Origin of the sequence: Flavobacterium endophyticum, from assembly GCF_003634455.1 — a bacterium.
Taxonomy (GTDB): domain Bacteria; phylum Bacteroidota; class Bacteroidia; order Flavobacteriales; family Flavobacteriaceae; genus Flavobacterium; species Flavobacterium endophyticum.
The window spans coordinates 241202-267040 of sequence record NZ_RBLC01000002.1 but is presented as its reverse complement, the minus strand read 5'-3'; the positions used below and the strand labels follow the sequence as shown (position 1 = coordinate 267040).

At 44.3% G+C, this 25839-nt stretch carries 23 protein-coding genes; 9 read left to right on the top strand and 14 right to left on the bottom strand.

Annotation, left to right across the window (positions count from 1 at the left end; translation table 11 throughout):
• Nucleotides 1-2: 2 nt before the first annotated feature.
• The 3 genes from CLV94_RS10820 to miaE all read left to right on the top strand — a co-directional run bounded on the left by CLV94_RS10820 (nucleotide 3) and on the right by miaE (nucleotide 5391).
• A complete protein-coding gene (locus CLV94_RS10820) occupies nucleotides 3-2141 on the top strand; it encodes a M56 family metallopeptidase (RefSeq protein WP_121376501.1) in 2139 nt (712 codons plus the stop codon).
• Nucleotides 2142-2200: 59 nt separating this feature from the next.
• Entirely contained in the window at nucleotides 2201-4639 is a 2439-nt protein-coding gene (locus CLV94_RS10815; protein ID WP_121376500.1) for a TonB-dependent receptor, read from the top strand.
• A 164-nt stretch (nucleotides 4640-4803) separates the two neighbouring features.
• Entirely contained in the window at nucleotides 4804-5391 is a 588-nt protein-coding gene (gene miaE, locus CLV94_RS10810) for a tRNA-(ms[2]io[6]A)-hydroxylase (RefSeq protein WP_170148787.1), read from the top strand.
• Here the strand turns inward: miaE and CLV94_RS10805 are convergent, their stop codons facing one another.
• Complete coding sequence (locus tag CLV94_RS10805) at nucleotides 5392-5964, bottom strand: pentapeptide repeat-containing protein (protein WP_121376498.1); 573 nt, start codon at nucleotides 5962-5964, stop codon at nucleotides 5392-5394.
• 322 nt (nucleotides 5965-6286) lie between these two features.
• Between CLV94_RS10805 and CLV94_RS10800 the strand changes: the two genes are divergently transcribed.
• Nucleotides 6287-7405, top strand: a complete 1119-nt coding sequence (locus CLV94_RS10800) for a vWA domain-containing protein (RefSeq protein WP_121376497.1) — start codon at nucleotides 6287-6289, stop codon at nucleotides 7403-7405.
• A gap of 45 nt (nucleotides 7406-7450) precedes the next feature.
• On the top strand, nucleotides 7451-8914 hold the full coding sequence (locus CLV94_RS10795) for an AAA family ATPase (protein ID WP_121376496.1): 1464 nt from the start codon (nucleotides 7451-7453) through the stop codon (nucleotides 8912-8914).
• A gap of 66 nt (nucleotides 8915-8980) precedes the next feature.
• Here CLV94_RS10795 and CLV94_RS10790 read toward each other — a convergent pair whose 3' ends face one another.
• The 8 genes from CLV94_RS10790 to CLV94_RS10755 form a co-directional block, all read right to left on the bottom strand.
• Entirely contained in the window at nucleotides 8981-10207 is a 1227-nt protein-coding gene (locus tag CLV94_RS10790) for a lanthionine synthetase LanC family protein (RefSeq protein WP_121376495.1), read from the bottom strand.
• A 12-nt stretch (nucleotides 10208-10219) separates the two neighbouring features.
• On the bottom strand, nucleotides 10220-11185 hold the full coding sequence (locus CLV94_RS10785) for a T3SS effector HopA1 family protein (protein WP_121376494.1): 966 nt from the start codon (nucleotides 11183-11185) through the stop codon (nucleotides 10220-10222).
• On the bottom strand, nucleotides 11178-12272 hold the full coding sequence (locus CLV94_RS10780; RefSeq protein ID WP_170148784.1) for a phosphotransferase family protein: 1095 nt from the start codon (nucleotides 12270-12272) through the stop codon (nucleotides 11178-11180). Before CLV94_RS10780 ends, CLV94_RS10785 begins: the two co-directional genes overlap by 8 nt.
• 73 nt (nucleotides 12273-12345) lie before the next feature.
• Nucleotides 12346-13995, bottom strand: a complete 1650-nt coding sequence (locus tag CLV94_RS10775; protein WP_147406618.1) for a hypothetical protein — start codon at nucleotides 13993-13995, stop codon at nucleotides 12346-12348.
• A gap of 341 nt (nucleotides 13996-14336) precedes the next feature.
• Entirely contained in the window at nucleotides 14337-15083 is a 747-nt protein-coding gene (locus tag CLV94_RS10770) for a LytR/AlgR family response regulator transcription factor (RefSeq protein WP_121376491.1), read from the bottom strand.
• Nucleotides 15076-16812 carry a tetratricopeptide repeat-containing sensor histidine kinase gene (locus CLV94_RS10765; RefSeq protein WP_121376490.1) on the bottom strand — a complete coding sequence of 579 codons (1737 nt, stop codon included), beginning with the start codon at nucleotides 16810-16812 and terminating at the stop codon, nucleotides 15076-15078. Before CLV94_RS10765 ends, CLV94_RS10770 begins: the two co-directional genes overlap by 8 nt.
• 53 nt (nucleotides 16813-16865) lie before the next feature.
• Nucleotides 16866-17330: a hypothetical protein gene (locus CLV94_RS10760; RefSeq protein ID WP_121376489.1), complete on the bottom strand. Its 465-nt coding sequence runs from the start codon at nucleotides 17328-17330 to the stop codon at nucleotides 16866-16868.
• 175 nt (nucleotides 17331-17505) lie between these two features.
• Nucleotides 17506-18135, bottom strand: a complete 630-nt coding sequence (locus tag CLV94_RS10755) for a DUF2306 domain-containing protein (protein WP_121376629.1) — start codon at nucleotides 18133-18135, stop codon at nucleotides 17506-17508.
• Between the two features lie 157 nt (nucleotides 18136-18292).
• On the opposite strand from CLV94_RS10755, the gene CLV94_RS10750 reads away from it, so the two are divergent.
• On the top strand, nucleotides 18293-18661 hold the full coding sequence (locus CLV94_RS10750; RefSeq protein ID WP_121376488.1) for a winged helix-turn-helix transcriptional regulator: 369 nt from the start codon (nucleotides 18293-18295) through the stop codon (nucleotides 18659-18661).
• Nucleotides 18662-19085: 424 nt separating this feature from the next.
• Here CLV94_RS10750 and CLV94_RS10745 read toward each other — a convergent pair whose 3' ends face one another.
• Nucleotides 19086-19436 (bottom strand): winged helix-turn-helix transcriptional regulator, encoded by a 351-nt coding sequence (locus CLV94_RS10745; protein ID WP_121376487.1) that lies wholly within the window; start codon nucleotides 19434-19436, stop codon nucleotides 19086-19088.
• Between the two features lie 103 nt (nucleotides 19437-19539).
• On the opposite strand from CLV94_RS10745, the gene CLV94_RS10740 reads away from it, so the two are divergent.
• Nucleotides 19540-20283, top strand: a complete 744-nt coding sequence (locus CLV94_RS10740; protein ID WP_121376486.1) for an SDR family NAD(P)-dependent oxidoreductase — start codon at nucleotides 19540-19542, stop codon at nucleotides 20281-20283.
• A gap of 298 nt (nucleotides 20284-20581) precedes the next feature.
• On the top strand, nucleotides 20582-21919 hold the full coding sequence (locus CLV94_RS10735; RefSeq protein ID WP_147406617.1) for a T9SS type A sorting domain-containing protein: 1338 nt from the start codon (nucleotides 20582-20584) through the stop codon (nucleotides 21917-21919).
• A 27-nt stretch (nucleotides 21920-21946) separates the two neighbouring features.
• On the opposite strand, the gene CLV94_RS10730 is transcribed toward CLV94_RS10735, so the two are convergent.
• The 4 genes from CLV94_RS10730 to CLV94_RS10715 all read right to left on the bottom strand — a co-directional run bounded on the left by CLV94_RS10730 (nucleotide 21947) and on the right by CLV94_RS10715 (nucleotide 24885).
• The gene (locus CLV94_RS10730) at nucleotides 21947-22294 is read right to left on the bottom strand and encodes a nuclear transport factor 2 family protein (RefSeq protein ID WP_121376484.1); all 348 of its coding nucleotides are present in this window, start codon (nucleotides 22292-22294) and stop codon (nucleotides 21947-21949) included.
• Nucleotides 22295-22394: 100 nt separating this feature from the next.
• Nucleotides 22395-23024 (bottom strand): alpha-ketoglutarate-dependent dioxygenase AlkB family protein, encoded by a 630-nt coding sequence (locus tag CLV94_RS10725; RefSeq protein WP_317125114.1) that lies wholly within the window; start codon nucleotides 23022-23024, stop codon nucleotides 22395-22397.
• On the bottom strand, nucleotides 23008-23454 hold the full coding sequence (locus CLV94_RS10720) for a DUF1810 domain-containing protein (RefSeq protein WP_121376482.1): 447 nt from the start codon (nucleotides 23452-23454) through the stop codon (nucleotides 23008-23010). The genes CLV94_RS10725 and CLV94_RS10720 overlap by 17 nt, the downstream gene beginning before the upstream one ends.
• Nucleotides 23455-23472: 18 nt before the next feature.
• Complete coding sequence (locus CLV94_RS10715) at nucleotides 23473-24885, bottom strand: exonuclease domain-containing protein (RefSeq protein ID WP_121376628.1); 1413 nt, start codon at nucleotides 24883-24885, stop codon at nucleotides 23473-23475.
• A 157-nt stretch (nucleotides 24886-25042) separates the two neighbouring features.
• On the opposite strand from CLV94_RS10715, the gene CLV94_RS10710 reads away from it, so the two are divergent.
• Entirely contained in the window at nucleotides 25043-25810 is a 768-nt protein-coding gene (locus CLV94_RS10710; protein ID WP_121376481.1) for an XRE family transcriptional regulator, read from the top strand.
• Nucleotides 25811-25839 lie beyond the last annotated feature (29 nt).

Below are 25839 nucleotides of genomic sequence, written 5' to 3'. Positions count from 1 at the left end.
CTATGATAATGCCAAATGAAAATTTATTGAAAGCGATTTCTTGGACACTGGTACATTCTGTGTGGCAAGGATTGGTTCTGGCAATTTTTGCCGGATTGGTGATAGTGTTTACGAAAAAATCCAAAGCAACCTTACGCTATAACTGGCTATCAGGACTATTCCTTGCCTTTATGATTAGCGTTGGATTTACATTTAGTTACGAATATCAGCAAGAAACAGCCGTTTCTGGCGGTGCTATAATTACTGCCGGAGCCTTAGATGCAGAAACCTTGGCTGTAGCAAACACGCCAAATTATTTTCAGGCAGTAGTCGGTTATCTTAATGAATATGCCGCTACAATCGTGGTCGTTTGGTTTTTGATTTTTGCTGTAAAATGCTTTGGTATTTTCAGAAGCTTGAGCAATATCTACAGAATAAGAAACTACAGGACTCAAGATGCTCCAGACTATTGGAACAGAAGAGTAGCAGAATTAAGCGAAAAGCTGAATATCAAGAAACATATCGTTCTTTTGGAATCCCAACTCGTTAAGGTTCCCTCTGTTACCGGTTTCTTCAAGCCGATTATCCTCATCCCTGTAGGACTGCTTTCCAATCTGCCGCAAGACCAGATTGAGGCGATATTGTTGCACGAATTGGCACACATCCGCCGCAAAGACTATTTTATCAACCTGCTTCAGAGCTTTGCTGAAATCTTGTTCTTTTTCAACCCTGGACTTCTGTGGATATCCTCATTGATCAAAGAAGAAAGAGAAAACTGCTGTGATGATATCGCTGTCGGAATTACTAAAAGCAAATCCAATTTCATCCATGCCTTGGTTTCTTTCCAAGAATACAACATGAAACAAAACCAATTGGCGCTAGGCTTTGGGAAAAATAAAAACCAGCTTTTAGAAAGAGCCAAACGTATCGTTCAAGACAACAACAAGTCATTAAACACGATAGAAAAAACGTTTCTTTCGATCTGCATTATCGTGATTATAACCTTCTCTTTTGCTTGTTCAAATACTAAAGCTACAGCCGCAAAAACAGCCGAAAAGGAGAATACGGAGATAGCCTACTTGAAAAACCTGACGAAAGATAACCTGCTGACGGAAGAAGAAATCCAACAAGTAAAAATGGAAGCACAGGCAGCACAAAAAGAAGCTGCCATCGCAAAAGTAGAAGCTGAGACATTTAGAATAGAAGCAGTTGCTGCCGCAGATGAAGCGCAAAAAGCCTTAAAAGAAGGAACAATTTCTGAAGAAGAAGTCAAACAATACCACGCAGAAGCAATACAAGCACAACTTGATGCTGAAAAAGCCCGAAAAGAACACGAATTGGCCCGAAAAGAACATGAAAAAGCTAGAAAAGAAAGCGAAATAGCAAGGAAAGAATCTGAGAAAGCAAGAAAAGAGTCTGAAAAAGCCCGAAAAGAAGCTGAAAAAGCAAGAGTAGAAGCGGATAAATACAGAACAACTACAGGAGCTACTTTTCAGCCCATAAGGCCGATGACTTTTGAGCAAGCACAAGCATCAGGTGTGTGTGTTATGCCGAACACGAACGTTGCTCCTCTAGCCAAAGCAGAGCCTATTGCAACAGGACAGAATTACGTGATAAGCAGACAAGATGCCATGAACAGCAGGATCCAAGCGAACAACGAACGTGCCGAACGCAAAATAAAAGCAAGCGAAAAACGCATAGCAGCCATTCAGTCTAAAAAAGATGAAATGTCGAACAGTAAGAAAGAAATGTGGCTGGTAAACCAAAAAGCCAAACTTCAATTGGAAAGAGCTAAAATGTTTGAAATCAAGCGTGCTACACAGGAAAAATACAACTTGCAAAAAATAAAATACAACCAAGACAGCCTTTACAGAAACTATAATAGAGAAGCCAAAGATAAAAGGACAGGCAACATCGTCATTCCAAACGATACAGATAATCTGAGCAGACAGATTATCCAAGTCTTGGCCAAAGAAAAAGCTATCGCGAGCACAGACAACCTATCCTATAAGCTTTCGCACGATAGTATCATCGTAAACGGAAAAGCCATTACAGGAACAGTTCATAACCAATTAAAAAAATACCTAAAGCCAAACATTAGTGCTGTTTATTATAATTATGACGTAACCGCGCAAGACCTTGCAGCAAAATGTAAAGCTTAGAAAAACTAAAATGCCCTAATCAAGCAGAGTTTCAATCATCATCAAATCAATCAATCAAAATGCTAAAAAAACTGGCCAGCCTCTTGCTGCTCTATTCCGGAATTGCCGGAGCCCAATCGTCTGGGAAAATCATTGGAAAAATTACAGGAACGGGTCATAGCCCACTTGAAGCGACAGTAGTGTCGCTTCTTTTGGCAGAAGACAACTCGCTGGTCAAGACACAATTCTCTGATCAAGATGGAAGCTTTGAATTTTCCAGCCTCAAACAAAACAACTATAAAATTTCCATTGAATATCTTGGCTATACCAAATACGAAAGCCAGTCAATCGCAGTCGCCCAAGAATCCGTTTCTTTAGGAGAAATTAACCTGCAGCCTTCAGAAGCCAATACGCTTAACGAAGTCGTCATCCAAAAACAAAAAAACTTTGTCGAAAGAAAGATAGACCGTACGGTCGTTAATGTCGATGCCATGATTTCAAACGCAGGAGCAGATGCGATGGAAGTCCTTGAAAAATCGCCCGGAATTATCGTGGAAGAAAACGGAACCATCAAGCTTAAAGGAAAATCCGGCGTCATGGTTTTTATAGACGACAAGCCGACCTATTTATCTGGAGCCGATTTGGAAGTCTACCTAAAATCACTGCCTGCCAGCACGCTAGATCAGATCGAAATCATGACCAATCCTCCCGCACAGTATGATGCTGCCGGAAGCGCTGGCGTAATCAATATCAAGACCAAAAAAAGCAAGGCCAGAGGTTTTAACGGAAGCGTGACCTCTCGAATTTCCCAAGGAAAAAGAACCCATTATCGAGATGGACTGAATCTTAATTACACCGACAATAAGATCCGTCTTTTCGGGAATGTAAACTATGCCAATCAAAAATTTGTCAACGATCTCGATATTTTTAGAAGATATAAAAACGAAGACGGAAGCACCAAAAGCCTTTTCGACCAGAATACTATTATGAGAAATAAGGTCACTACGGGTAATGCTAAGATTGGGATGGATTATTATGCTTCTGAAAAATCGACTTTCGGAATGAGCCTCATCGGGCTGCTCAAATCCGGCAAAGAAAAAAAATCTGGCAAAAGCAGCCTTACGAATGCCTTTGGTGTTTTAGATTCTACTATTATAGCCGACAATAGAGAAGACAACAAATTCAAGAATGCAGGCGTAAACCTGAATTTCCGTCATGAATTTGATACCATCGGAAGGAAAATCACGATGGATGCCGATTATATAAAATACGAAAACGAGATCGACCAGAATTTTAAGAATTACATCTATCAGCCCGATAATACGCTTTCAGAACAAGACGAGTTGAGAGGCCATTTGCCGTCGAATATTAGCATTTATACTTTTAAGTCCGATTATACGCATCCTTTTAAAAATCAAGGTAAGCTTGAAGCGGGCTACAAGATCAGCTATTCAAAAACCGACAATATCGCCGACTATGCCGATGTTGTCGATAATATTCCTGTACCCAATTACGATAGCAGTAACCATTTCAAATACGACGAAACAATCAATGCCCTCTATATTAATTACAGTCAAAACTTCAAGCGCTTTTCGTTCCAGACAGGATGGAGGCTCGAGACTACAATCTCAAAAGGAAATCAGCTGGGCAACATCGTCAAGCCTGCATCACGATTCAAGAAAGACTATACCAATCTTTTTCCGACGCTCTTTGTGTCGTATAAATTAGATTCGGTGGGCAACAACCAGATGGTAGTTTCTTACGGCAAAAGAATCAACCGTCCCTATTTTCAAGACCTGAACCCGTTCTTGAGCCCGTTGGATAAGTTTACCTACTATTCCGGAAACCCGTATCTAAATCCTTCGTTTTCACACAATGTGGAGCTCTCGTATAATTATAAAAGCCTGTTTTCTACCACGCTAACTTACATGAATTCTGAAGACGAAATCAACGAGACGATCGAAATTAATGACGGAATCTATTACAGCCGTCCCGGAAATATCGGCAAGAGTCAAGCGCTCAGCATCAACGTCAATTCAGACCTGACTATAAACGACTGGCTGTCTACAAACCTCTATTCAGAATTGGTACATACCAGTTATAAGAGCCAGCTCTATACAGAAAATCTTGACACGCAAGGAGTTTTCTGGTTTGTTTCTGTACTGAATCGCTTGAAGTTTAAAGACGGATGGTCGGGAGAAATAAGCGGCAGGTATACCTCAAAAATAGAATCCGCACAATTTACTGTCGGAGCACGAGGCGCCGTAAACTTAGGCGTCCAAAAAAAGATACTACAAGGAAAAGGCAGCCTAAAGTTCGCTGTCAATGATATTTTTTATACCAACATCAACACCGGAACCATCAACAACCTCAAGCTCACCGATGCCACCTATAAAAACAAAGGAGATACCCGTTTTGCGGCCCTGACTTTCACCTATAGCTTTGGGAAATCTTTCAAAGCCAGAGAAGAACATGAAAGCACAGGCTCAGAAAGCGAGCAGAACAGAGTCAAGAATTAGCAATTTGAGTTCAGTAGTTAAAAGGAGCAAGGCCAAGCCGAAGCTCCTTTTAGCGTTTATAATCAGAAGCAATCTTAGTACCTCAACACCTTAGTGCCTCAGAACCTTATAGCGCAATTCAAAACAAATCCCTAAATTTGCAACCTAAAACAGTCACTATGTCTATGCTGCGTCTAAAATTGCCGACCGACCCAAGATGGGTAAATATTGTTGAGAAAAACATTGAAGAAATCCTGACAGATCATGCTTGGTGCGAACAGAAAGCCGCTTCCAATGCGATCACGATTATTACCATCAATTCAGAATACCCAGATTTGGTAACTGATATGCTGGCGTTGGCAAAAGAAGAAATCGAGCATTTTGAGATGGTGCATAACATCATCAAAAAAAGAGGACTCACGTTAGGCCGCGAGCGCAAAGACGAATACGTAGGCGAGCTGGCACAATACATGAAACGCAGCAATACCGGAAGCCGTGTCTCCGGATTCGTAGAAAGAATGCTCTTTTCTGCCATGATCGAAGCCAGAAGCTGCGAACGTTTTAAAGTGCTTTCAGAAAACATCAAAGACGAAGAACTATCCAAATTCTATTGGGAGCTGATGGAAAGCGAAGCCGGACACTACACCACATTTATTACCTATGCCCGAAAATACGGCCACGGAATCGATGTCGAGAAACGCTGGAGAGAATGGCTCGAGTTTGAAGCCTCCATCATTGAAAATTACGGAAAAAGCGAAACCATACACGGATAATCAGCCGCGAATGACTAATTCGTGCTTATCCAGCAAACCTTTCAAGCCAGCTAATGAAAAGCTGGCTTTTTTGATTTTATTTTTGTCCGGATCGATAGAGAAATTATAACTCGTCGTAAAATCAGCCTTGATAGCCGTCGTATTATTAAAAACCGACTTGTGCAGGTTGCAGTTGTCAAACAATACATTCGTCAGGTCCGTATTCATAAAGTCAAGCGCAATCATGCTGCAGTTCGTGAACGTAGTGCCTTTCATCTTGAGGTCATAAAACTTGGCAAAATCAAGAATGCAATCCTTGAAATGAATCTCAAAGATCAGCTTGTCACACATCGAAAAATTCACGTCCAATACCTGGCAGTCGATAAAACTCACGCCTCGAAAAGCCACATGGTTGATTCGGGCACCGCTAAAATCGCAGTTGATAAAAGTACAATCCGTAAACGCCACGCCGATAAAGTTGCAGCGCGTAAAATCACAACCCGTAAAAGTACATGCCTCAAATTCTCTCAAGTTAAAAGCATCTTCCGTATAGACCTCATCAGAATAGGCTTGGTCGTGAAAATAATCTGTCATACGCTATAAAATTTGCCACAAAGCTATTCCAATTCCTACTGGAATAAAAATTTATGCAAAATACTTCTCAACATTCTCAAACAGCAACGCTTTAGAAAGCCAAGACCGATTTCAATAGTTTGAATTATGCAACTGACAATCCAAACGAGGCAGCTAACTTTACAAACCAATACACAAACAATAAGAGTAATTCAATTAACAATAAGCACAATCAAATACTGTAACCAATAAGAAATTCGAAATTCCCCACAGTTTCATTTTAACTAAAAATTAATACCTGTTTCAAGCCAACACATTCCATTAAGCATTAATTTTATCCTCTATGGAAACTAACAAAAGAAAAGGCTTTCTATTCAAGCAATACGAAGCTCCAAATTTGTCTCCGTTTGATAAGCTCTTCGAGATTTTCAAAGAATTGATTACGCACACTTCAGGCGATTTGGACGAGGCCATAGACTGGCTTCGCGAACTAGACAAAGAATACAAACTGACCGATTCAAACTACACTATCGATGATTTCATCGAAGACTTAAAAAAGAAAGGATTTATACGAGAAGAAATTAAAGACGACGGTTCTGGCGGACTTGCCATCACGGCAAAAACAGAAAGAGCCATACGCCAGCAAGCCCTTGACCAGATTTTCGGCAATCTTAAGCGAAGCGGTTCGGGCAACCATAAGACCAAATATTCCGGAAGCGGCGACGAACATACGGGAGAATTCCGGGAATTCCACTTTGGCGACAGCCTCGAACGCATTTCGCTGACCGAAAGCCTTAAAAATGCCCAGATCAACAACGGCATCGACAGCTTTAAGCTGACCGAAGACGATTTGGTGGTAGAAGATTCCCAATTCAAGGCACAGATGAGCACGGTACTGATGATCGATATCAGCCATAGCATGGTGCTGTATGGCGAAGACCGTATCACGCCCGCTAAAAAAGTAGCTATGGCATTAGCAGAACTGATTACGACACGCTATCCGAAAGACACGTTGGATATCTTGGTGTTCGGAAACGATGCCTGGCCGATTGCCATCAAAGACTTGCCTTATCTAAAGGTCGGACCGTACCATACCAATACGGTAGCCGGATTAGAGCTGGCCATGGACTTATTACGCCGGAAGCGCAACACCAACAAGCAGATCTTTATGATTACCGACGGAAAGCCGAGCTGCGTTCGCGAACGCGACGGCTCGTATTACATGAACAGTAACGGACTCGACGAATACATCGTAGACAAATGCTATACGATGGCGCAGCAGGCCCGAAAACTCCACATTCCGATTACCACGTTTATGATTGCAAACGATCCCTATCTACAGCAGTTTGTCAATCACTTTACCGAAGCGAACCAAGGAAAAGCGTTCTACACCGGACTGAAAGGATTAGGAGAAATGATTTTTGAAGATTACGAAACCAACAGAAAAAAAAGAATAAAATAAGCAGGCCAAAGGAGGCCCGCTTTTAAGCAAACAATACAGGATACAATGAAAGCAGCAACTATAAAAACCCTCGGAGAATTAAAAAAATCCGGCTATGAATCCAAAAGCATCAAAGACGAACTGCGCGACAACCTTCGCCAGAAAATAAGCAAAGGAGAAACCGTTTTCCATGGCGTACACGGTTACGAAGATTCCGTAATACCCGAACTCGAAAGAGCCATACTTTCCCGACACAATATCAACCTTTTAGGATTGCGCGGTCAAGCCAAGACCCGACTGGCGCGCCTGATGATCACGCTGCTCGATGAATGGATGCCGATTGTGGCAGGCTCAGAAATCAACGACGATCCGCTGAAGCCTATCTCGCGATTTGCCAAAGACCTGATTGCGGCAGAGGGAGATAATACTCCGATTGCATGGATCCACAGAGACGAACGCTTTTTTGAAAAGCTGGCCACGCCAGATGTTACCGTTGCCGACCTGATTGGCGATGTAGACCCGATCAAAGCGGCCAATCTAAAGCTTTCGTATGCCGATGACCGAGTAATCCATTTCGGAATGATACCAAGAGCCAACCGCTGCATCTTTGTCATCAACGAATTGCCCGATTTGCAAGCCCGAATCCAAGTAGCACTGTTCAACATTCTACAAGAAGGCGATATCCAGATCCGCGGATTCAAATTACGTCTTGCCCTCGACATGCAGTTTGTGTTTACGGCCAACCCAGAAGACTATACCAACAGAGGCAGCATCGTGACGCCTTTGAAAGATAGGATCGGCTCGCAGATACTTACGCACTATCCAGAAACCATCGAGATTGCGAGAACGATTACCGAACAAGAATCCAATCTTGACAGCCGCCAGAGCGATCTCATCCACGTTCCGTCAATAGCCAAAGACTTGCTAGAGCAGATCAGCTTTGAAGCACGTGAAAGCGAATTTATTGATAACAAAAGCGGTGTCAGTGCCCGTTTGAGCATTACTGCCTTTGAAAACCTGTTAAGTACTGCCGAACGACGCGCTCTTAAAGCAGGAGCAGAAAAAACAACGCTGCGCTTGGCCGACTTTATGGGCATCATACCTGCAATTACCGGAAAAGTAGAATTGGTCTACGAAGGCGAGCAAGAAGGAGCAGGAGTAGTAGCACAACATCTGATAGGCGATGCCATCAAGACGTTTTTCCCGCTTTATTTCCCTAAGATAGAAAAGCTAGAAAGACAAGAAGACAAAAGCCCTTACAAAGAAATAATAGACTGGTTCTTCAACGAAAGCGGCTTTGAGCTGCTAGACGATGCGCCCGATGCCGAATACAAACAGCAATTGGATTCCATCATCCCGCTTAGAGCCTTGATTGCCAAATACCAGCCCGATCTGGCGCCCGAAGATACCTATTTCATGAAAGAATTCGTGCTCTGGGGCTTGGTCGAATACAACAAGCTCAGCAAGGACCGAATCATCAAAGGCTACCAGTTCAACGACCTGTACGGAAGCTACATCAAGAAATTATAAAAAAACAATGCCTCTCCATCGAGAGGCATTGCTGCTTAAAGCTTTGGGGAAAAAAGAGGCTGTTAATCAATTATACAACCCCGGAAGCAATAAAGATGGATGTCGGTTTTTATTAAACAGTCGAAGATAAAAGTAACCCGTTCCAGCGATTCCCATCATCAGTCCCGGTGTATACTGTCCCGTATTCAAGCCAGTAGGCCATGAAATCCTATTGTTTTGGTATTTCTGGATGCCCGCAGTTCCTATTGCTTCCGCAAGCTGGTGGTATTCCGTACCGCCGCAATCCAGCAAAATTTCCGCATTGCCCGCGATTCCGTGGCATAAAGAATAATTCGTATTGTTCAAGTTGTCGGTAAGCACACGGTAGACGCTAGACGTAGTGGTTGTCAAGGCGGCCTCCATTTCTTGCGTAAAGACAGCATCCGCTTTTACCTGATTCGCCTTTAGCCTAGAAAGAGCAATGCCAGGCGCTCCGTGGCACCAAGCCAAGCCGCAGACCTTTGCTGTAGGTGTCGATACCCCGTCCCTGAAATCAGGCCAGTTCTGCTGCGAAGCATCAAAAGAGTGCCTTTCGTAAGTAAAGCCTCCTTCGGCACCTGCCAAAAACCGTTTCTCTTTTGTAGCTTCATACAGCTGCAGCAAGGCCAACGCTATACCCGACGAACCGTGCGAGAAGCCCGTCAGATTTTTTTGTGACGGAACCGTGGCCCAAGACCAAGCTTCGCCGTTTTGTACGGCAGCATCGCACAATAGATGCCCTAATGCCACCGCCTTGTCTAGAAATTCTTTCTTTTGGAATTCTTCATGCGCTTCTAAAAGCACTGGTATCGTTCCTGCTGCGCCGCTTATGACATCAATCTCATACGATTGGAGCGAAGAAGAAGATACGGTCTGCAAAAGAGCGATGCCGTCCTCGATCCAATCCTTGCGGTCCAGTTCTGTTCCGATTTTAATCAATGCTGCGGCTATGCCCGGTTTTCCGGCATAAAAGCCATGCTCAGGCGCTTGGTACATGGTCGACTTCATCTGTTCGACAGCGCCTCCAATGGTCTTGAGTAAGATAGTATCCTTTTTTTCTTTATATAAAGCGGTCAAGAAAAGTGCGATGCCGGCCGTTCCGGAATAAATGTCGGAGCCAAAAGCTTTCCAGACGCCTTGGTATTGTCCGTTTAAAGCCTCGATGGAATAGCCTTGCCAGTTGCAAGAGTCGCCATGCCATGTGCTGGTCTTGATAAGCTGGCAGCCGATGTTCCAGGCAGCATCAAGAAAAGTGTTTTTATCGATTGGGTTCATGTGTGCTGTCTTTTAGTTAAATGTGATTCTCGATCCTTTGTTTAAGAAAGTCGCCTTAGGGTTGATTCCTTTCTGGAGAAAGGCCGCGGCAATCTCTTGAACGGTTTCTTCTGGAGTCAGGTTTTTTGGAAACGCCTGCAGCAGTACATCCGCTACGATGGCTATCCGGTTCATGCCAAAGCTTTCCTGCGTATTCGGACTTTCGGCTATGCCGACTCCTTTTCGATAAGCATACGAGAAAAGAGGCACGTCCTCTTCCAAATACGGCGCCATCGTCTCGCAGATGTCAGGCAACAGCAGCTGGAGCAACGGCATCAGTATATCCTCCACATACAACACCGCGGCATCGCGGCGGAAATAGAGGGTGGGATGATTAAGGCATTTGAAAAGAAACGGAATGCCGTAGTAATTCAGCTTTTTCGTAATTGCATCAATCAATACCGGAGCGCCTTCGCTGGTACAGTTCCAATAAATACGGGTCAGGTTTTGGGAAATGTCCATTCCTGTATTGCTAAAGATGTAATAAAAGGTAGGCTGACGGTTCCGGTCTTCTTTCGGAAAAAATACGGTAACGGTCTGTCCGATACTTGCCGAAGTTCCGGAAGGCAAATCTCCCAAAGCACTATAAGGAACGATATGGCTTTCAGTATGCCTTGTAACCTCCACATGTCCGTTCGAATAATTGTTTTTGATGGTCCAGCCCGGTTCGGTCCTGTCTTTGCTATGGTTGTTCTGTGAAAGCAGATTGATAAAATGTGTCGTATCCTCAGCAAAATGCTGCGGCATGGCAGCCATTCCTGTCTGATAGCGCTCTTTTAAGGCATAACATTCAGAATACAACAAGCTGGTGAGCAGCGGCGCAGCAGCTTGAGGTGCCGTTTCATATCGCTTCCCTTTAAAGATAAGATGGGTAGCATAGATTTCTAATTGGCTGGCAAGCCTGACGAGTTCTTTAAGAACAGCCTTATCCTCAAACATAATGGTATAGTTTTATGTTAAACAATTCGTCCAACGCTGCCAACGGATCTTTCATGATATTAAAGGCAAGCTGTATGCAGCGCATGTTATTGGCTTCGACCTTGCTGTTGAAAGTAATGCCTTCCACGCTAGTCTGTATGATTCGGGCAGCGGTAAACTGCATCAGCCTTGTAAAAAAAGCAGCATGCTCTGATTCGGGATAGCCCTTCGATTTTAGGTACTGATAGATAAAAGCGCGGGCAGAAGGCTGCATGTTCTTGATTTCATAAAGCTTCATGTATTCTGGCAATTCCGTGCTGTGCGGATTGCCGTTGTCAAATCCCAGAAGCCAAGCCGTGACATACGATTGCACAAGACCGGCAACGTCCCACATCGGGTCGCCGATATCGGCTAGTTCCCAATCGATCAGCCTTTGGCTCAATCCGTTTTCGTCTTCTACCGCAAGGAAATTAATCCATTTGATATCGCCATGGATGAGGTGCGTACACTGCCATGAAGAAGCCAGTTCTTTCAAAGCATTTAACAGCAGGGTGTTGTCTTTGATGAGCTGTATGACGGATGCGCTGGCCTCGCTGTTTGCAAAAAAAGCATCGGCATTGTGGCGGTCGAGCTGCAGTACCCACGGCAGCAGTTTCGGAAAAGCAGATACGTCGGTTCCGGCATTGGGCATGATATGGCAGTCGGCCAATATAATAGCTTGCCCTTGGGCAAGAGATACGTCGAAGTTTTGGGTGAGCATATAGTGCTCAGAAAGGTTTCTTGCATTGTATAGCAGTTCAGAAACCATGATGTTGTTCTCATCATCATAATCTAGGAGCGGTGCGGCAATAGCAGCGACAGGCGCAAATTCTTTGGCATTCTTAAACAATTGGTAGGCGCTCACTTCTCTCAAGAAGAGGCTCTTGGCAACAGTATCATTCCCTGTCTGTTTGACAAAAAGCGAATTATGAGGTTCTACGATTACCTTCAAGATGGTATTTCGGGTCGCTACAGGATGTATCATAAAATGACCTTTGACAGCGGCGGCTTCATCAATGAGCTGCCGTTTGCGCAGGTAATGGTATACGTTTTCTGGAACTAATTGCATGGTAGGCATTTTTTAAGGGTTGATAAGAATAACCCGCAAGATTTACGCTTGCGGGCTATAAAAAAGAACATTCTTAACAGATAAATGGTATTCCTGTACAAGAAACAGTTGGAATACAAGATATAGTTGGAATACAAGATACCGTAGGTACACATTGGTCTACAGGCAAGGTCGGAACCGCTGCTGCATTTACGCCTTCAGAACCGCCTTGGTTTGTATAACGACAGATCACTGGGCTTGTGTTGCACGGACCTGTAGCTGTCGGAGGACATAGAACAGGCTGGGTAGGACGTGGGAAACAAGTTGGTGTCAATGTCGGAAAACAAGATGTCGGCAACGTTGGAGCACATGATACTGGCAATGTTGGAGGACATAGGAATGGTGTTTCCGTAGGGATGATACCAGCTCCTAAGTTGTTTCCTCCTTGCTGTGCGCTACAGATAGGCGATATTCCTGTGATGCAAGATGTAACGGTTGGGATACATTTTACAGTAGGAATTGGAAAACACTGTGTTACCGGAATTGTCGGAAATCCAGCGCCTACATTATTACCTCCTTGCTGCGCAAGACAGATAGGCGATATTCCTGTTACGCAAGATGTAATGGTTGGGATACATTTTACAGTAGGAATCGGAAGACACTGCGTGATCGGAATTGTCGGAAATCCAGCGCCTACGTTACCTTCTTGCTGTGCAAGACAGATAGGAGATATCCCTGTTACGCAAGAGGTAACGGTTGGGATACATTTTACAGTAGGAATCGGAAGACACTGCGTAATCGGAATTGTCGGAAATCCAGCGCCTGCGTTAGCATCTTGCTGCGCAAGACAGATAGGCGATACTCCTGTCACGCAAGATGTAACGGTTGGGATACATTTTACAGTAGGAATCGGAAAACACTGTGTAATTGGAATTGTCGGAAATCCAGCACCAACGTTAGCCTCTTGCTGAGCGCTGCAGATTGGCGAAATCCCTGTTACGCAAGACGTAACCGTAGGGATACACTGAACAGTAGGAATCGGCAGACATTGCGTGATTGGAATTGTCGGGAATCCGGCTCCTAAGTTGCTAGTGTCTTGCTGTGCGCTGCAGATTGGCGAAATCCCTGTTACGCAAGAGGTAATCGTAGGGATACACTGCACTGTAGGAATCGGCAAGCACTGCGTGATTGGAATAGTAGGGAAACCTGCTGCTCCTTGGCTTCTTAAGAAGTTGTTGTAGATGTCGCCTTGCAATAAAGAAGACCCTTTATCATCACAACCGCAAGAAGAATCGAACGCATTTCCGGCATGCAATGCTATGATGCTTGCAAACTGCGTATCGTCGATATTGTTCTCGATGCCATTAAGCGCCAACGGCACGCTAAAGTGATGGGTGTAGTTGAAGCATTTCCATCCTACAAAAGGAACATCGATACATGGATTTAGCCCTAGGTCAAAACTAAAAACACCACCAGCTTCGTTAAAGTTAGTGATGCTCACAGTAATTTTGAATCTGCTAAAAGGCTGCCACGTATAGCTTACGTTTGTGTTGAAGCTGAAGCTTTTGCTTACATTTCCAAAAGGAGTCTTTAAACCGATAGTCAGCGTTACCTGACCTTTAACGGCGCTGGCCGCTACACATACGCTACACCCTAAAAAGGATGGCGTACACCATTCTGATGCGAATAAGTTGTCGTATCCTTCGTATACGGCACCTTCTTCTACGTTTGCTAATTTTGCCATGTTATAGTTTATTGGTTGCCTACTCATTTTTAGGGTTTTTCGGCTTCCGCCCTGTGCAATGATGGCTTACCTAAATAAAGTCCTATATCGGTGGAGTAAATCATGTAAACACATGTAGGTTGATAGGAAGGGGGATCTTTAAATAAGCCCAGAAACAAATGATGCTAGCTTTCTTTTGTATTCTGAACTAAAATTACTGGGCTAGGCAGGCCTTTTGGGAAGAAATGACACGAGTCCGAAAAAAATTGACATGGGCAAACAAAAAACCATGCATGAAAATAGCAGGAATAAAAAAACTCTTTCATGGTAATGAAAGAGTCAGTAGAGAAGAAGGCAGCGCCTTATTTTAATATGTTCAATTTCTTGATAAAATCTTTGTGCTTTTCGCCCAGGGTGACCTTGTGGTTGCCTTTTAAGATGACGAGATTGTCGTGCAGCACGATTTCTTCGATCTTGCTCGCGTTCACGATATAATTCCGGTGGGTCTTGACAAATTTGTTCTTTTCCAAAAGCTCGCTGATCTTGGTCAGCGAAATCATGATGACGAACTTTTCATGCTCCGTGATGATGTTGCAGTACCGTTCTTCCACTTCAATATAAACGATATCGTCAATTAGCACTTTCTTGAGGGAATTCTTCTTTTTGATGAACAGCGAATCGACGCTCAGCACCGTATCCTGGTCTTCGCTAAGGAATACATTGGTCTGCTCATAAAACTTTTCGACCGCCATTTCAACCGCATATAAGATTTCCAGCTCGTTGAAAGGCTTGAGCAAGAAGCTGAACGGACGGGTAAGCTTGGCTCTCTCAAAAACCTGTCGGTCGTTAGAACTCGTCAAGAAAACAAAAGGCCGGGAGATATCGGGAGTAATGCTGATGGTTTCCGCAAAAGTAATCCCGTCGGGCGAGCCGTTCAAGAAGACGTCAATAATCACGATGTCGACCGTTTCCTTATAAAACAACGCCAAGGCTTCGCTAAACGTAGTCGCAACGCCGGCAATAGCATAGTTATTTTCCGTAAGTACTTTTACGAGCGCCTCGCTTTCTGCCGGAGTATCCTCAATAATCAGCACGCTTACCTTATTCATTTCTTTGGGTCTTTAACAATTCGATACTTATTTTGGTTCCTTGATTTTCGATGCTTTCAATCCGCAGTTTCCCGCCGTTTTTCTGTACCATCGATTTGCACAATTGCATTCCGAGTCCGGTACCAATTTTTTCCGTGTGGCCCTTTTTAGCAACCAGTCTGCTGTCGTCAAGCAATTCCTGCTGTATTTCTGGACTCATCCCCAAACCAAAATCTTCTACGGTCAAGATACAATACGCTTCCGAAGCACTGCCATGAATAACAATCTGTCCGTTTTCATTCGAGAACTTGATCGCGTTATCCATCAAGTTCCTCAGGATTATTTTTAGCGAATTCAGATCGGCCTGCGCATACAGCCCTTTCGGGACCAGATTTTCAAATCGGATGCCTTTGTCCTGCATCAGCGGCCTGTAATTCAATTCCATCTGCTGCACGATCGAAAACAAATGTACCGATTCCGTATGGAAATACAATTGTTTGGTCTGCAACAGTGCCCAATGCAGCAGATTGTCCAGCAAGTTATACGAGCCGTTGGCAATGGCGCTGTTGTTTTGCAGCAGGGTATCGAGTTCTGAGAAGTTTTTGTTTTCAAGGCTTTCCAGCAGCTTTGCATTGCTGGTCTTCAATGCGTTTACCGACGAGCGAAGGTCATGGCTGACAATAGAGAAAAGCTGGTCTTTTGCCGCATTCAGCTCGTCCAACTTCATTTTCTGCGAAAGAATGATCTTGCTGCTTTTGATTTTCTGCCTGTAGAAGTAAATCCCCGTGCCAAACAGCACGAGCAGCAGTACCGATGAATAGAAAAATCCGTTTCTTTCCGCAATCTTCAGCTTGTTCTCGGCTTCCAATATGTTGATTTCCTTTTCCTTTTGCCTCACGGTAAATTTCTTTTCCAATTCGGCTATCGCCCATACTTTGTTCTGGTCGTTCAGCGAATCTCGCCAGCTTTCATACTCTTTCCGGTAGACCAAGGCCTGCGGAAAGTTTTTGCTGTTTTCTGCTACCACGGCCATATTGAGCGCCGTGTTCTGCTTTAGTTCCACGTCCTTTATCTTCTTGGACAAGTGATACGCCTTTTCAAAATACGGAATAGCCAGGTCGTCTTTATACTGCTCATAATACAGGTTGGCAATGTTCATATACGACCCGATAAGCGATACCGTATCTTTTTCGGCCTGCAGTACCTTGAAGCCTTTTGACAGATACGCATCGGCTTCTTCGAACTTTTTCAGGTGCAGGTAGCAGAGTCCGAGGTTATGATAGACCACGCCCCGTTTGAAATCATACGTTCCCGTTTCGGGAAGCTTTTCGATTTCCTTAAAATAGCGTACGGCGCCTTCATAGTCATTTTCTTCCAGAGCAATCTCGCCCAGATAGAGCCTGACCTTATAATAAAATTGAAAGTTTTTGGAAATTTGGGCGAATTCTTTGCGTGCTTCCTGCAGCAGCCGCTTGCTTTTAAAGCTGAAAGCCCTGAAATAATGGCAATAATCGATAATCTCTGGATTCTTTTCTGCGGCCAGCTGTTTCATGGAATACACCAAAGTAGAATCCCAGTTTTTCTCTAAGAAAAAAGCCTGCGCCTTATAAAAAGAAGTCTTGTTCTTATGGTCAAGCGCCTTTTTCTTAATGGCCGAATCTAGGGCGCTGTTGGGCGCTTCTTGCGCGAAAAGAGGAAAAGCAAGAAAAAAGAAGAGCGAAAAAGCGGCAAATTTAATTCTGGATACCATTGGGGTGTTGCTGTTGGCGATAAAAACATCTGCAGACGTTTTATCTGTGTTCTTTAGCTTTGCAATACGTGAGTTACAGTACCTCTGGACGTTTTTGGATTGGCATCTTTAAAATGGAGATTCTCGACAACGGTCCGGATCTGTTTTATTTCTTCTTCGCCTTCCTTGATGTCATGGGTATAGCTGACATACCATGCATGGTATTCTTTCGGTTCTTCTTCGGCGCTGTCGTATTTTACGACCAGCTTGAGTTCGTTCGCTTCTTCTGTATTTGAATCTTGGTACAGCTCGATAGGCGCTTTTCCCAATAGCGTTTTAGGGATGAAAATCGCGATACGGATAGTAAGGCGTACCGCACCGCTGTTATTAAATTCAGTCTCAGAAGATACCAACGGAGTCAGAAGCTCAGAAGGCTTAGTGATGCCTATTATAGCAAGGCTTTCAAAATTGATTTGAGAAATCTGTAAGGGTTCTAGGGGAGTCTGTTTTCTAGAATTTCCTGAAGTTGAAGCATTCATGATCGTTAAGTTTTAATGGTGGTGCAATAGGTCAAGACGGTTGTCTAGGAGTGCTAAAGGTAAATTTTTTTATCCAACAATTTTGTTTTTAGTAAGAAATATTTGATTCAACAGGAAGAAGGAGACAAAAGAAAAGAGGCACTGGGCCTCTTTATTTTTTGCTGTACGGAACTGCTTATTTCTTCTTTTTGCTGCTTAGCACGATCTGGTAGACGTACAGAGGTACCGACCATCCCATCCAAAAAAACGAAGGCGAAATGTCTGCAAAGGTGCCCAGGTTCTGCACATACGGTATTTTTATCGCCAATCCGGAAATGATAAAGGCAAGGGTCACGATATAGCTCCTGACCATCCATTCTTTGTGAAGGTTGACGTTTCTTTTGATGATCGCATAATAGGCGATGGCCGTAGCGCTTATCCAGACGGTTACCCAAACCTGCAGCGAAAAAGCATACGCCCAGTTTACTTCATAAGCGGTCGTAAACGCCAAGATGACCGCGCAGCTGCTGCTCAAGAGAATCGCCAGCAGGTATAAGAACCCGATGATACGGTGCAGTTTCCAGCTAAAGTTTCGGAGCTTGGGCCAAAACTGAACGAATCCCAATACAAGCGCGCCGCCGCCCGCCGTGATGTGGGCGATAAGCACCCATTTCAGCTTAAAGTACTTTCCGAGCGCTTCGGGTGTCAGCAAAAGAAAGTGATCGGCGCCGTGCATAAAGAGCCAGGTCAAGAAGATAATAAGGACCCATATAAATAACGGTCCGAGATCTGTTTTTTCTAATTTTAAAAGCTTGGTAGTTGCCATGATTCTATCGTATGTCGTAAGGGTTACACTAAATGCTGTTTTACAGTACAAAATTCCTGACAATCTAGCTCCTGTGCAATAACCGAAAAAAGATTCGGTAGGCAGGACGTCGCAGATTTTTGATTTATTTGGCGTATTTTGCAGTAAAAAAAGAACGATGTATATCAATAAGATTGAAGAAGATTTAGACTGCGGCATCCGTGTTGCCTTTAAGATATTCGGCGGCAAGTGGAAGCTCTGTATTCTCGATGCCATCAACCGAGGCATCACCCGACCGACCGACATCCAAAAAGACATTCGGATTGCGTCACGACGCGTCATTGAAATGCAGCTGGCAGAACTGCTATCGTACGGCGTAGTCGAAAAATGTGCGGAAGAAGTGTATCCCAAAAAATCAGAATATGAGGTCACGCCATTCGGAAAAACTATTATTCCGCTGCTGGCCCAGATAGATGCGTGGGGAACTGCCAATGCTGCTTTTGTAAAAACCAGACAGCTAGAACTGGAAAAGATTGCTATAGGGTAGTACATGTGAAATGCGTGTCTGTTTCTGTTCCGTTCTGACCTGCATCCGTAGCGGTGTGTATCACATTCGAGTGGTGCTGTATCGCATAAGGTTTTTTCTGATACGAATTTTATAATTGCTGTATAGAAAACATTTTTTACGGCAGAACCTGACTGATGTAATACAGAATAGGAACGATGTTATATAGAAACTGTCTGATGCTATGCAGAACAGGGGGTGATATAATACAGAAGTCTTCTTTTTCTATACAGACTCCTAACCGATGTTATACAGAACCTGCCTAATGCTGTGCAGAACGCAACTGATGTTATGTAGGGTTGCAGTAAGTGCTATCCAGAAAGATCTATTTTCTATAGAGAACCGGTAGTTTGTTGTCGTATTTACTGCCTTTTCTAGCAGTATGGCTGCTTTTCTTGACTGCTTTTTATTTACCGATAATTACTTTTCGGTGTTCCAATCCCCACTCAGCAAGATGGTCGATGATAGTCTGCAAGGTCTTGCCGTATTCGGTTAGTTGGTACTGAACGGTTATCGGCTGCGTATCTAAAACCTCGCGTGTTAGGAGCTTATTCATCTCCAGTTCCTTTAATTCTTTGCTTAGCATTCTGTTGGATATCCCTTTTACGTCGTTTAAGATGTCAGAGAATCTTCTTTTGTTGTAATAGCAGACGGAAGAGATGATGGATATCTTCCATTTTCCGTGGAGCACGTCCATTGCATCGTGAACCGCCATGATTTCTTTTTTATGTTCTATAGAGCAAACGTTTTCCGACATAAGTTACTTGGTTACTTTAATGTTACTGTTACTTTTCGTTACAAAGTTACGGAAATACATTTAGCTGCGCTACCTTTGTGTCCTAATATTTAAATTTTTTACAATGGATTTTACAAATAAAAACGTCGTCATTACAGGCGGCAGCACAGGCATAGGATTAGCAACAGCAAAAGCATTTATCAAAGCAGGAGCCAACGTTTGGATTACAAGCAGGAATGCAGAGAACCTGCAAAAATCTGCCGAAGAAATCAACAGTCCGAACTTGAAGACCGTAGTTTCTGACACTTCTAATTTGGAAGGCATTGCCGCCTTAGAGAAAGTGATTGCCGCAACCGGAAACAAGCTAGATGTTCTTTTCTTAAACGCAGGCATTGCCGTATTTGCACCCATCGAGCAAGTTACCGAAGCTGATTTTGATGCCCAATTCAATACCAACGTGAAAGGACATTTCTTTACGCTGCAAAAACTGCTTCCGCATTTGGCAGAAGGAGCTTCTGTACTGTTTACTTCGTCAACCGTAGCAACGGCGGCAGGATTAGGAACCAGCGCGTATTCGGCTACGAAAGGAGCGATCAACAAAATTGCGCAAATTGCCGCAAACGAATTGGCAGAACGAAAAATACGCGTGAATATGGTAAGCCCCGGACCAATCGCAACGCCTGGACTAGACAAGGCCGTGCCTGAAGAGACAAAAGGACATCTGGCATCGGCTACAGCATTGCAGCGATTAGGACATCCTGATGAGGTGGCCAATACCGTGCTGTTTTTGGCTTCGGATGGGGCAAGCTTTATTACAGGAGCGGAGTTGTTGGTTGATGGAGGTTTTATCAACTATGCACTGAAATAAAAACAACAGGCAGCTGCAAGAGGCTGCCTGTTGCCGTTTCCGGCCGTAGTAAAACGCTGGAAACTAAAAACCGCCTAAGTGATTTTAGGCGGTTTTTTAATTTTTAGTGTTCGGAACAGGATAAATTCCAGTCAGAAAAGAGTAGAGGTTGATCCAAAAAAGCGCAAAACAGGCAGGAAAGAAGTTTTTATTGGAGTAATTACTGGATTTACAAAAGCTTAATATAAGACCTACCGTTTTTATTCTATCTTCGCGATTGAAAACGGAAGAACAATCCCCTAAATATCAGTACATTCTAATGAAAAAAACACTACTCGTACTTGCTTTTATGCTAGTTGTAACGTCAAGCTTTGGGCAATGCTGGAAATCTGCCGCTGTCGGTTATGCCAATATTACGGCGATTGCAGCTGATGGGACGCTTTGGGCCTGGGGCAAAAATTCGAATGGAGAGCTGGGGGATGGAACGAATGTGCTTAAAAATTCGCCCGTACAAATCGGAACCGCAAACGACTGGAAAGAAGTTTTTGCCGGAATGGACGGCATCTATGCTTTTAATCTGGCCATAAAAACAGACGGTACCTTATGGGCATGGGGAAGCAACAACAGAGGACAGCTAGGCGACGGGACAACGACAAGCAGAAACTATCCTATGCAGATAGGAACGGATACCGACTGGAAAACGGCTGCGGCAGGACTAAACCATTCTATTGCTATTAAAGAAAACGGCACGCTTTGGGGATGGGGCTGTTCGGAGCACTTTGTCTTAATAGGTTTTCCTAGCGGACCAAACGTGCTGGTTCCGGAACAAATAAGTCCGGATAGCGATTGGGTACAGGCGTCTGCTCACGACCGCGTGACGGTTGCTGTTAAAACAAACCATACCGTTTGGGGCTGGGGCTGGAATAGGAACAATATGCTGAACGCGCCTGCGGGAGCGACCATAGCTGGCGACGTGCAATATCCTGCACAGAAAGTGCTTGGCACAAACATCCAATATACATCCACAGGAAATTCCTCCAGTTATGATGTCAAGACGAATGGTATTCTGGCCAATAGCGGCGACCCGCTGGATCACAATCCGTTCTATGTGAATGTCGCTGATGTTGGAAACAATACGCTGGGCATTATCAAGCCTAACGGTACCTTATGGTTTGAAGGAACGGTATTAGGAACGACCAGCCAGACTTCTGTGGCTTTAACGCAATTGGGGACAGCAAATAACTGGGTATCGGTTAGTGTAGGAAGCCAATGTGCTGCCGCCTTAAATTCTAACGGTGAGCTATGGACTTGGGGTTCTAACTTTCATGGCGGATTAGGAATAGGAGTAAACAGCACGGCAAGCAGTTCGACTGTACCCGTATTGGTGCCTTGTCCTAATGTATTAGATATTCCACAGCAAGATTCTAAAGTAGCACTACAGCTTTATCCTAATCCGGTGCAAAACACATTGCATGTGGTATCGGATTCGCCTATTGATCGTTTGGTCATCATCGATGCTTTAGGTAAAGAACTATACAACCAAACTTTCAACGCGACAGCGATTACTATAGATAGCAGCCAGTTGGGAAGTGGTTTGTATATTGTGAAAGTCTTTTCCGGAACTCAGCAAAGCCAAGCTAAGTTGATAAAGAATTGATAGATTAAAAAGAATCTTGTGTAAAGATTATGCCTTTATCACAAAAGCTTTTAATGCTGCCATCTTGCCGTTTTCAAATCTCCATACATCGCAGTAATCGTACGCGGCTATTTTCCCGTTTTCATCTTTGCTGTTGATTTTTCCGATGGCAATAACGAAATCGCCTTCGGCAATGAGGCTTTCGACCATAAACTGCGGCGGTTCCAGATACTCGACAGCCATATACTGACGGACGGCTTCTTTACCGCTCAGGACACGATCGCCTACAAATGTCCATTCGGTATCTTCTGTGCAGAATGATAAAAATCCTTCATTATCGCCTTTGGAGACTGCTTCATTTGCTTTTTCGAGTATGGCTTTGTTGCTTAAGTTCATGGGTGTGCTATGCTTTAAAGGTTGCTATCTATTTGATTTGTTCTCCTAAAGTTACGTTTTATTGCTAGAAGCTTATGTTAAGTCCAGTATAAGATTCTGGCTATTCTTCTCGATGCACCTGCCGGAAGGTTAGGTTGATTCTCGGCAGTACTTTTCTGGCCGTCTTCGGTACTTGGTGTTCCCAAAAGCTATTTGTGGTTCCTGCCATCAGCAGAAAGGAGCCGTGATACAGCGGAATTTCGACCTGCTGCAGCTCTTTCCTGAATTTATGGCGCAAGCGGAACATACGTGTCTCGCCAAAGGTGACGGAAGCAATAATCATGTTCTTGTTGACCGTAGCCGTTTTGTCGCTGTGCCAAGATACGCCGTCATTGCCATCGCGATACAAGTTTAATAAGACCGCATTGAATTTAATCTGGGTTTCAGTTTCTACCCGCTGGCGGATCGCGCATAAGTCTGGAGTCAAGGAAATTGTCGGCGCTTTGTCCTTTTTTTGGACGCTATCTTCAAACCAAGAGACCATTCGGGGAGCGGCTACGACTTTTTCATACATCGGCATTTCGTAAGTATGCCAACGCGTCTGTTCCAGCAGTGTGGTATAGTAGTAATCGGACTCTTCCTTGGTGAAAAAAGTATCGATCAGCATGACATCGGCATCGGGCAGGTCAAACGTTTTGGTTCCGCGGTTTCCGGACATAAAGAGTTCAGTATCTTCAAATAAGGTCATCATGAAATTTGTTTTTGAGGAATACCTGTAGCGTCAGTTCGTCCTGAAATCCGTTGAAATACTTTTCGATGACCTTTTCAAATACCGGAGGCGCATCCGGCACATTCGCAAAAAGGGTCATGCTGGAACGCAGCTTTAGGTCGTCTGGACTGCCGAGAATCTCCTGTGCCGTCTTTCCGTCGATTTCCAAAAAGGCCGTGGCTATCTGCACCATATGCAGACCTAGAATCGGGTGGGCCAGATACGCTGCGGCTTCATCGATATCATTAATGCCGTAGAATTTTGATGTTTCGCTGCGGCCGAGGCTTTTTAGCTGTGGAAAGATGAACCACATCCAATGCGATTCTTTCTGTCCGTTCTTGATTTCTGAAAGCGCTTTCAGGTATACTTGATTTTGCGCGTCGAGGAAACGCGTTAGGTTATAATTGTCCATTTGTTATGTACGATTTGATCATTCATGAACGCCATCCAAGTGGTGTTCTTCTAAAACTTTTTCAGCCCACTTTTGTTTGGGAAAGACTTTGCCCGGATACTTTTCGGCATAGGCATAAATCAGATGCATGCTGTATTGGTTGCTCCGGTAATGGGTCACATAATCTTTTATTTCAGAAGGTTCGGCAAGCGTAATATCCGAAGCCATATATCCCATGCCGTAAAAATGTCCGTTTTCGACCCATATACAACTATGTTCTTCTGGAGTCCTTCCTTTATCGATGATTCCAAAGCTTCGCCTGCTGTCTAAGAAAAAGGCGACGGCCTTTTCGATTTGGCTGTTGTGGCTCATGACATCGGGCAGGTTCGTAAGGTCTGCTTTTCTGATGCCGTCGGCTTCCACGCCATATTTGCAGAATCGGGGATCGATGCCAAATTGCTCGGCAAGGCTGCGGAGCAACTGTATGCCGTCATGGAGCGTATTGAACGATTCAATGCAGGCTTGGAATCGGCTCAGCTTTCCGATGGCCAGATACGTAAAGCCGTTGCGGGCCTCGTATTGATACAGTCCGTATTTAGGCTCGAATCGTTTTAAGGCTCTGTTGTAGGCAGGCCATTGCGTCTTGATTTCGTTGCACTCTAAAAGCAGGGCCATCAGTTCGGTACCGCAAATCTCAAAGGAAATGCTATGGATATCCCGCAAGAAATGCTGGCGCTGCGGCGTAATCTTATGGCCGCTAAAATGGGAAGCGACGCGTTTTTTTAAATTGACCGCCTTTCCTATATAGATTACTTTTTTTGCCTGGTTGTAAAAATAGTAGACGCCTGGCTTTTCGGGCAATTGCTCAAAGTCTGCAGGAGGCAAATTGGGAGGTAGGCGCTGGTCTTGCGCGGTTTTCTTTACCATTTTTGTTATATCGCCTTCGCTGTCCCATTCCAGCAGTCGGGAAAACAAGATCGCGGTAGTATCTGCATCGCCGCCGGCACGGTGCCTGTTTTCTACAGGGATGTCTAGCGACTGGCAGAGGTTTCCGAGACTGTAAGAAGCCAATCCGGGCCGGATCTTTCTTGCGGCACGCACGGTGCAAAGCTTTCGGGCTGTCCATTTGATTCCTGCTTCTTCTAGCTGGTGCCTTACGAAGGAATAATCGAAGTTGACGTTGTGGGCTACAAAGATGCGGTCGGTAAGCAGTTCGGCTACTCTTTCGGCAATGTCATCGAAAATAGGAGCGCCGGAGACCATCTCGTTTGTAATTCCGGTCAGGGCAAAGATGGGAAGTGGTATCTCTTTTTGCGGATTGACGAGCGTTTCAAAGCGGTCAATGACGCTCGTACCGTCATGGATTATGATAGCGATTTCGGTAATACGGCTGCCGCCAGCGTTGCCGCCAGTGGTTTCGATATCGACTATGGCGTACTGCGTGTTTTTCATATAGCGTCTAGCATTGATCATGGTGTTTTCGTTTTTGGGATTGCTTTCTTTTTGTGGCAACTTCCAGCATTTTAAAAACTTTGTCGAATGGCGCGTATATTGTTGTTATATTCTACAAAATTATATATTTTTGCTGTAGTAACTTACAACATTAACAATGTCGCTATTTTCAGATAATCTTAGATTCTTACGAGAAAGCCGGAAAGAAAGCCAGAGGGAAACGGCCGAAAGCCTTGATATCAAGCGTGGAAGGTACGAACCGTATGAAAGCGGGAAGGTGGAGCCGCCGTATGAGATACTAAAAAAAATTGCCCGGTATTTTGGCGTCAGTATCGACCTGATGCTGTCGGTTGACGTACGGAAGTACCGTATAGACGACCTGCTCAAGCTGGATGATAACCGTATCATACTGCCTATTATGGTAGATGCTAATGGTGAAGACTTGATTGAAATAGTACCGTATAAAGCACGCGCCGGGTATCTGACGGGTTATGCCGATCCTGAATTTATTGAAGCTTTGCCGCAGATAACGATGCCTTTTTTAGGGCCGGGCAAGCACCGCGCATTTCCGGTTGGCGGCGATTCGATGCCTCCGCACGATGATAAGAGTTTTATTATCGGGAAGTATGTGGAGAATCTTGGCGAGATAAAGAAAAACAAGACCTATATTCTGATCACGCGCAGCGAAGGCATGACGTACAAAAGGCTCAACAGCAAGAATGAGGATTCGCTTACGGTAGAGCCGGACAATGTGATTTATAATCCGTATGAGGTCAAGCTGTCTGATATTATAGAGATCTGGGAATATGTGGCGCATATCGGACGCAATGACGCCAAGCTGATGAACGAGGGCGGCGAACCGCTGGAAGCTGTCGTAAGGAAGCTGCAAAAAGACATGGCCGAGATCCGAACGAAGATTACGTAGGCGCAGGACCGCAAAGAGTTTTTATTCTA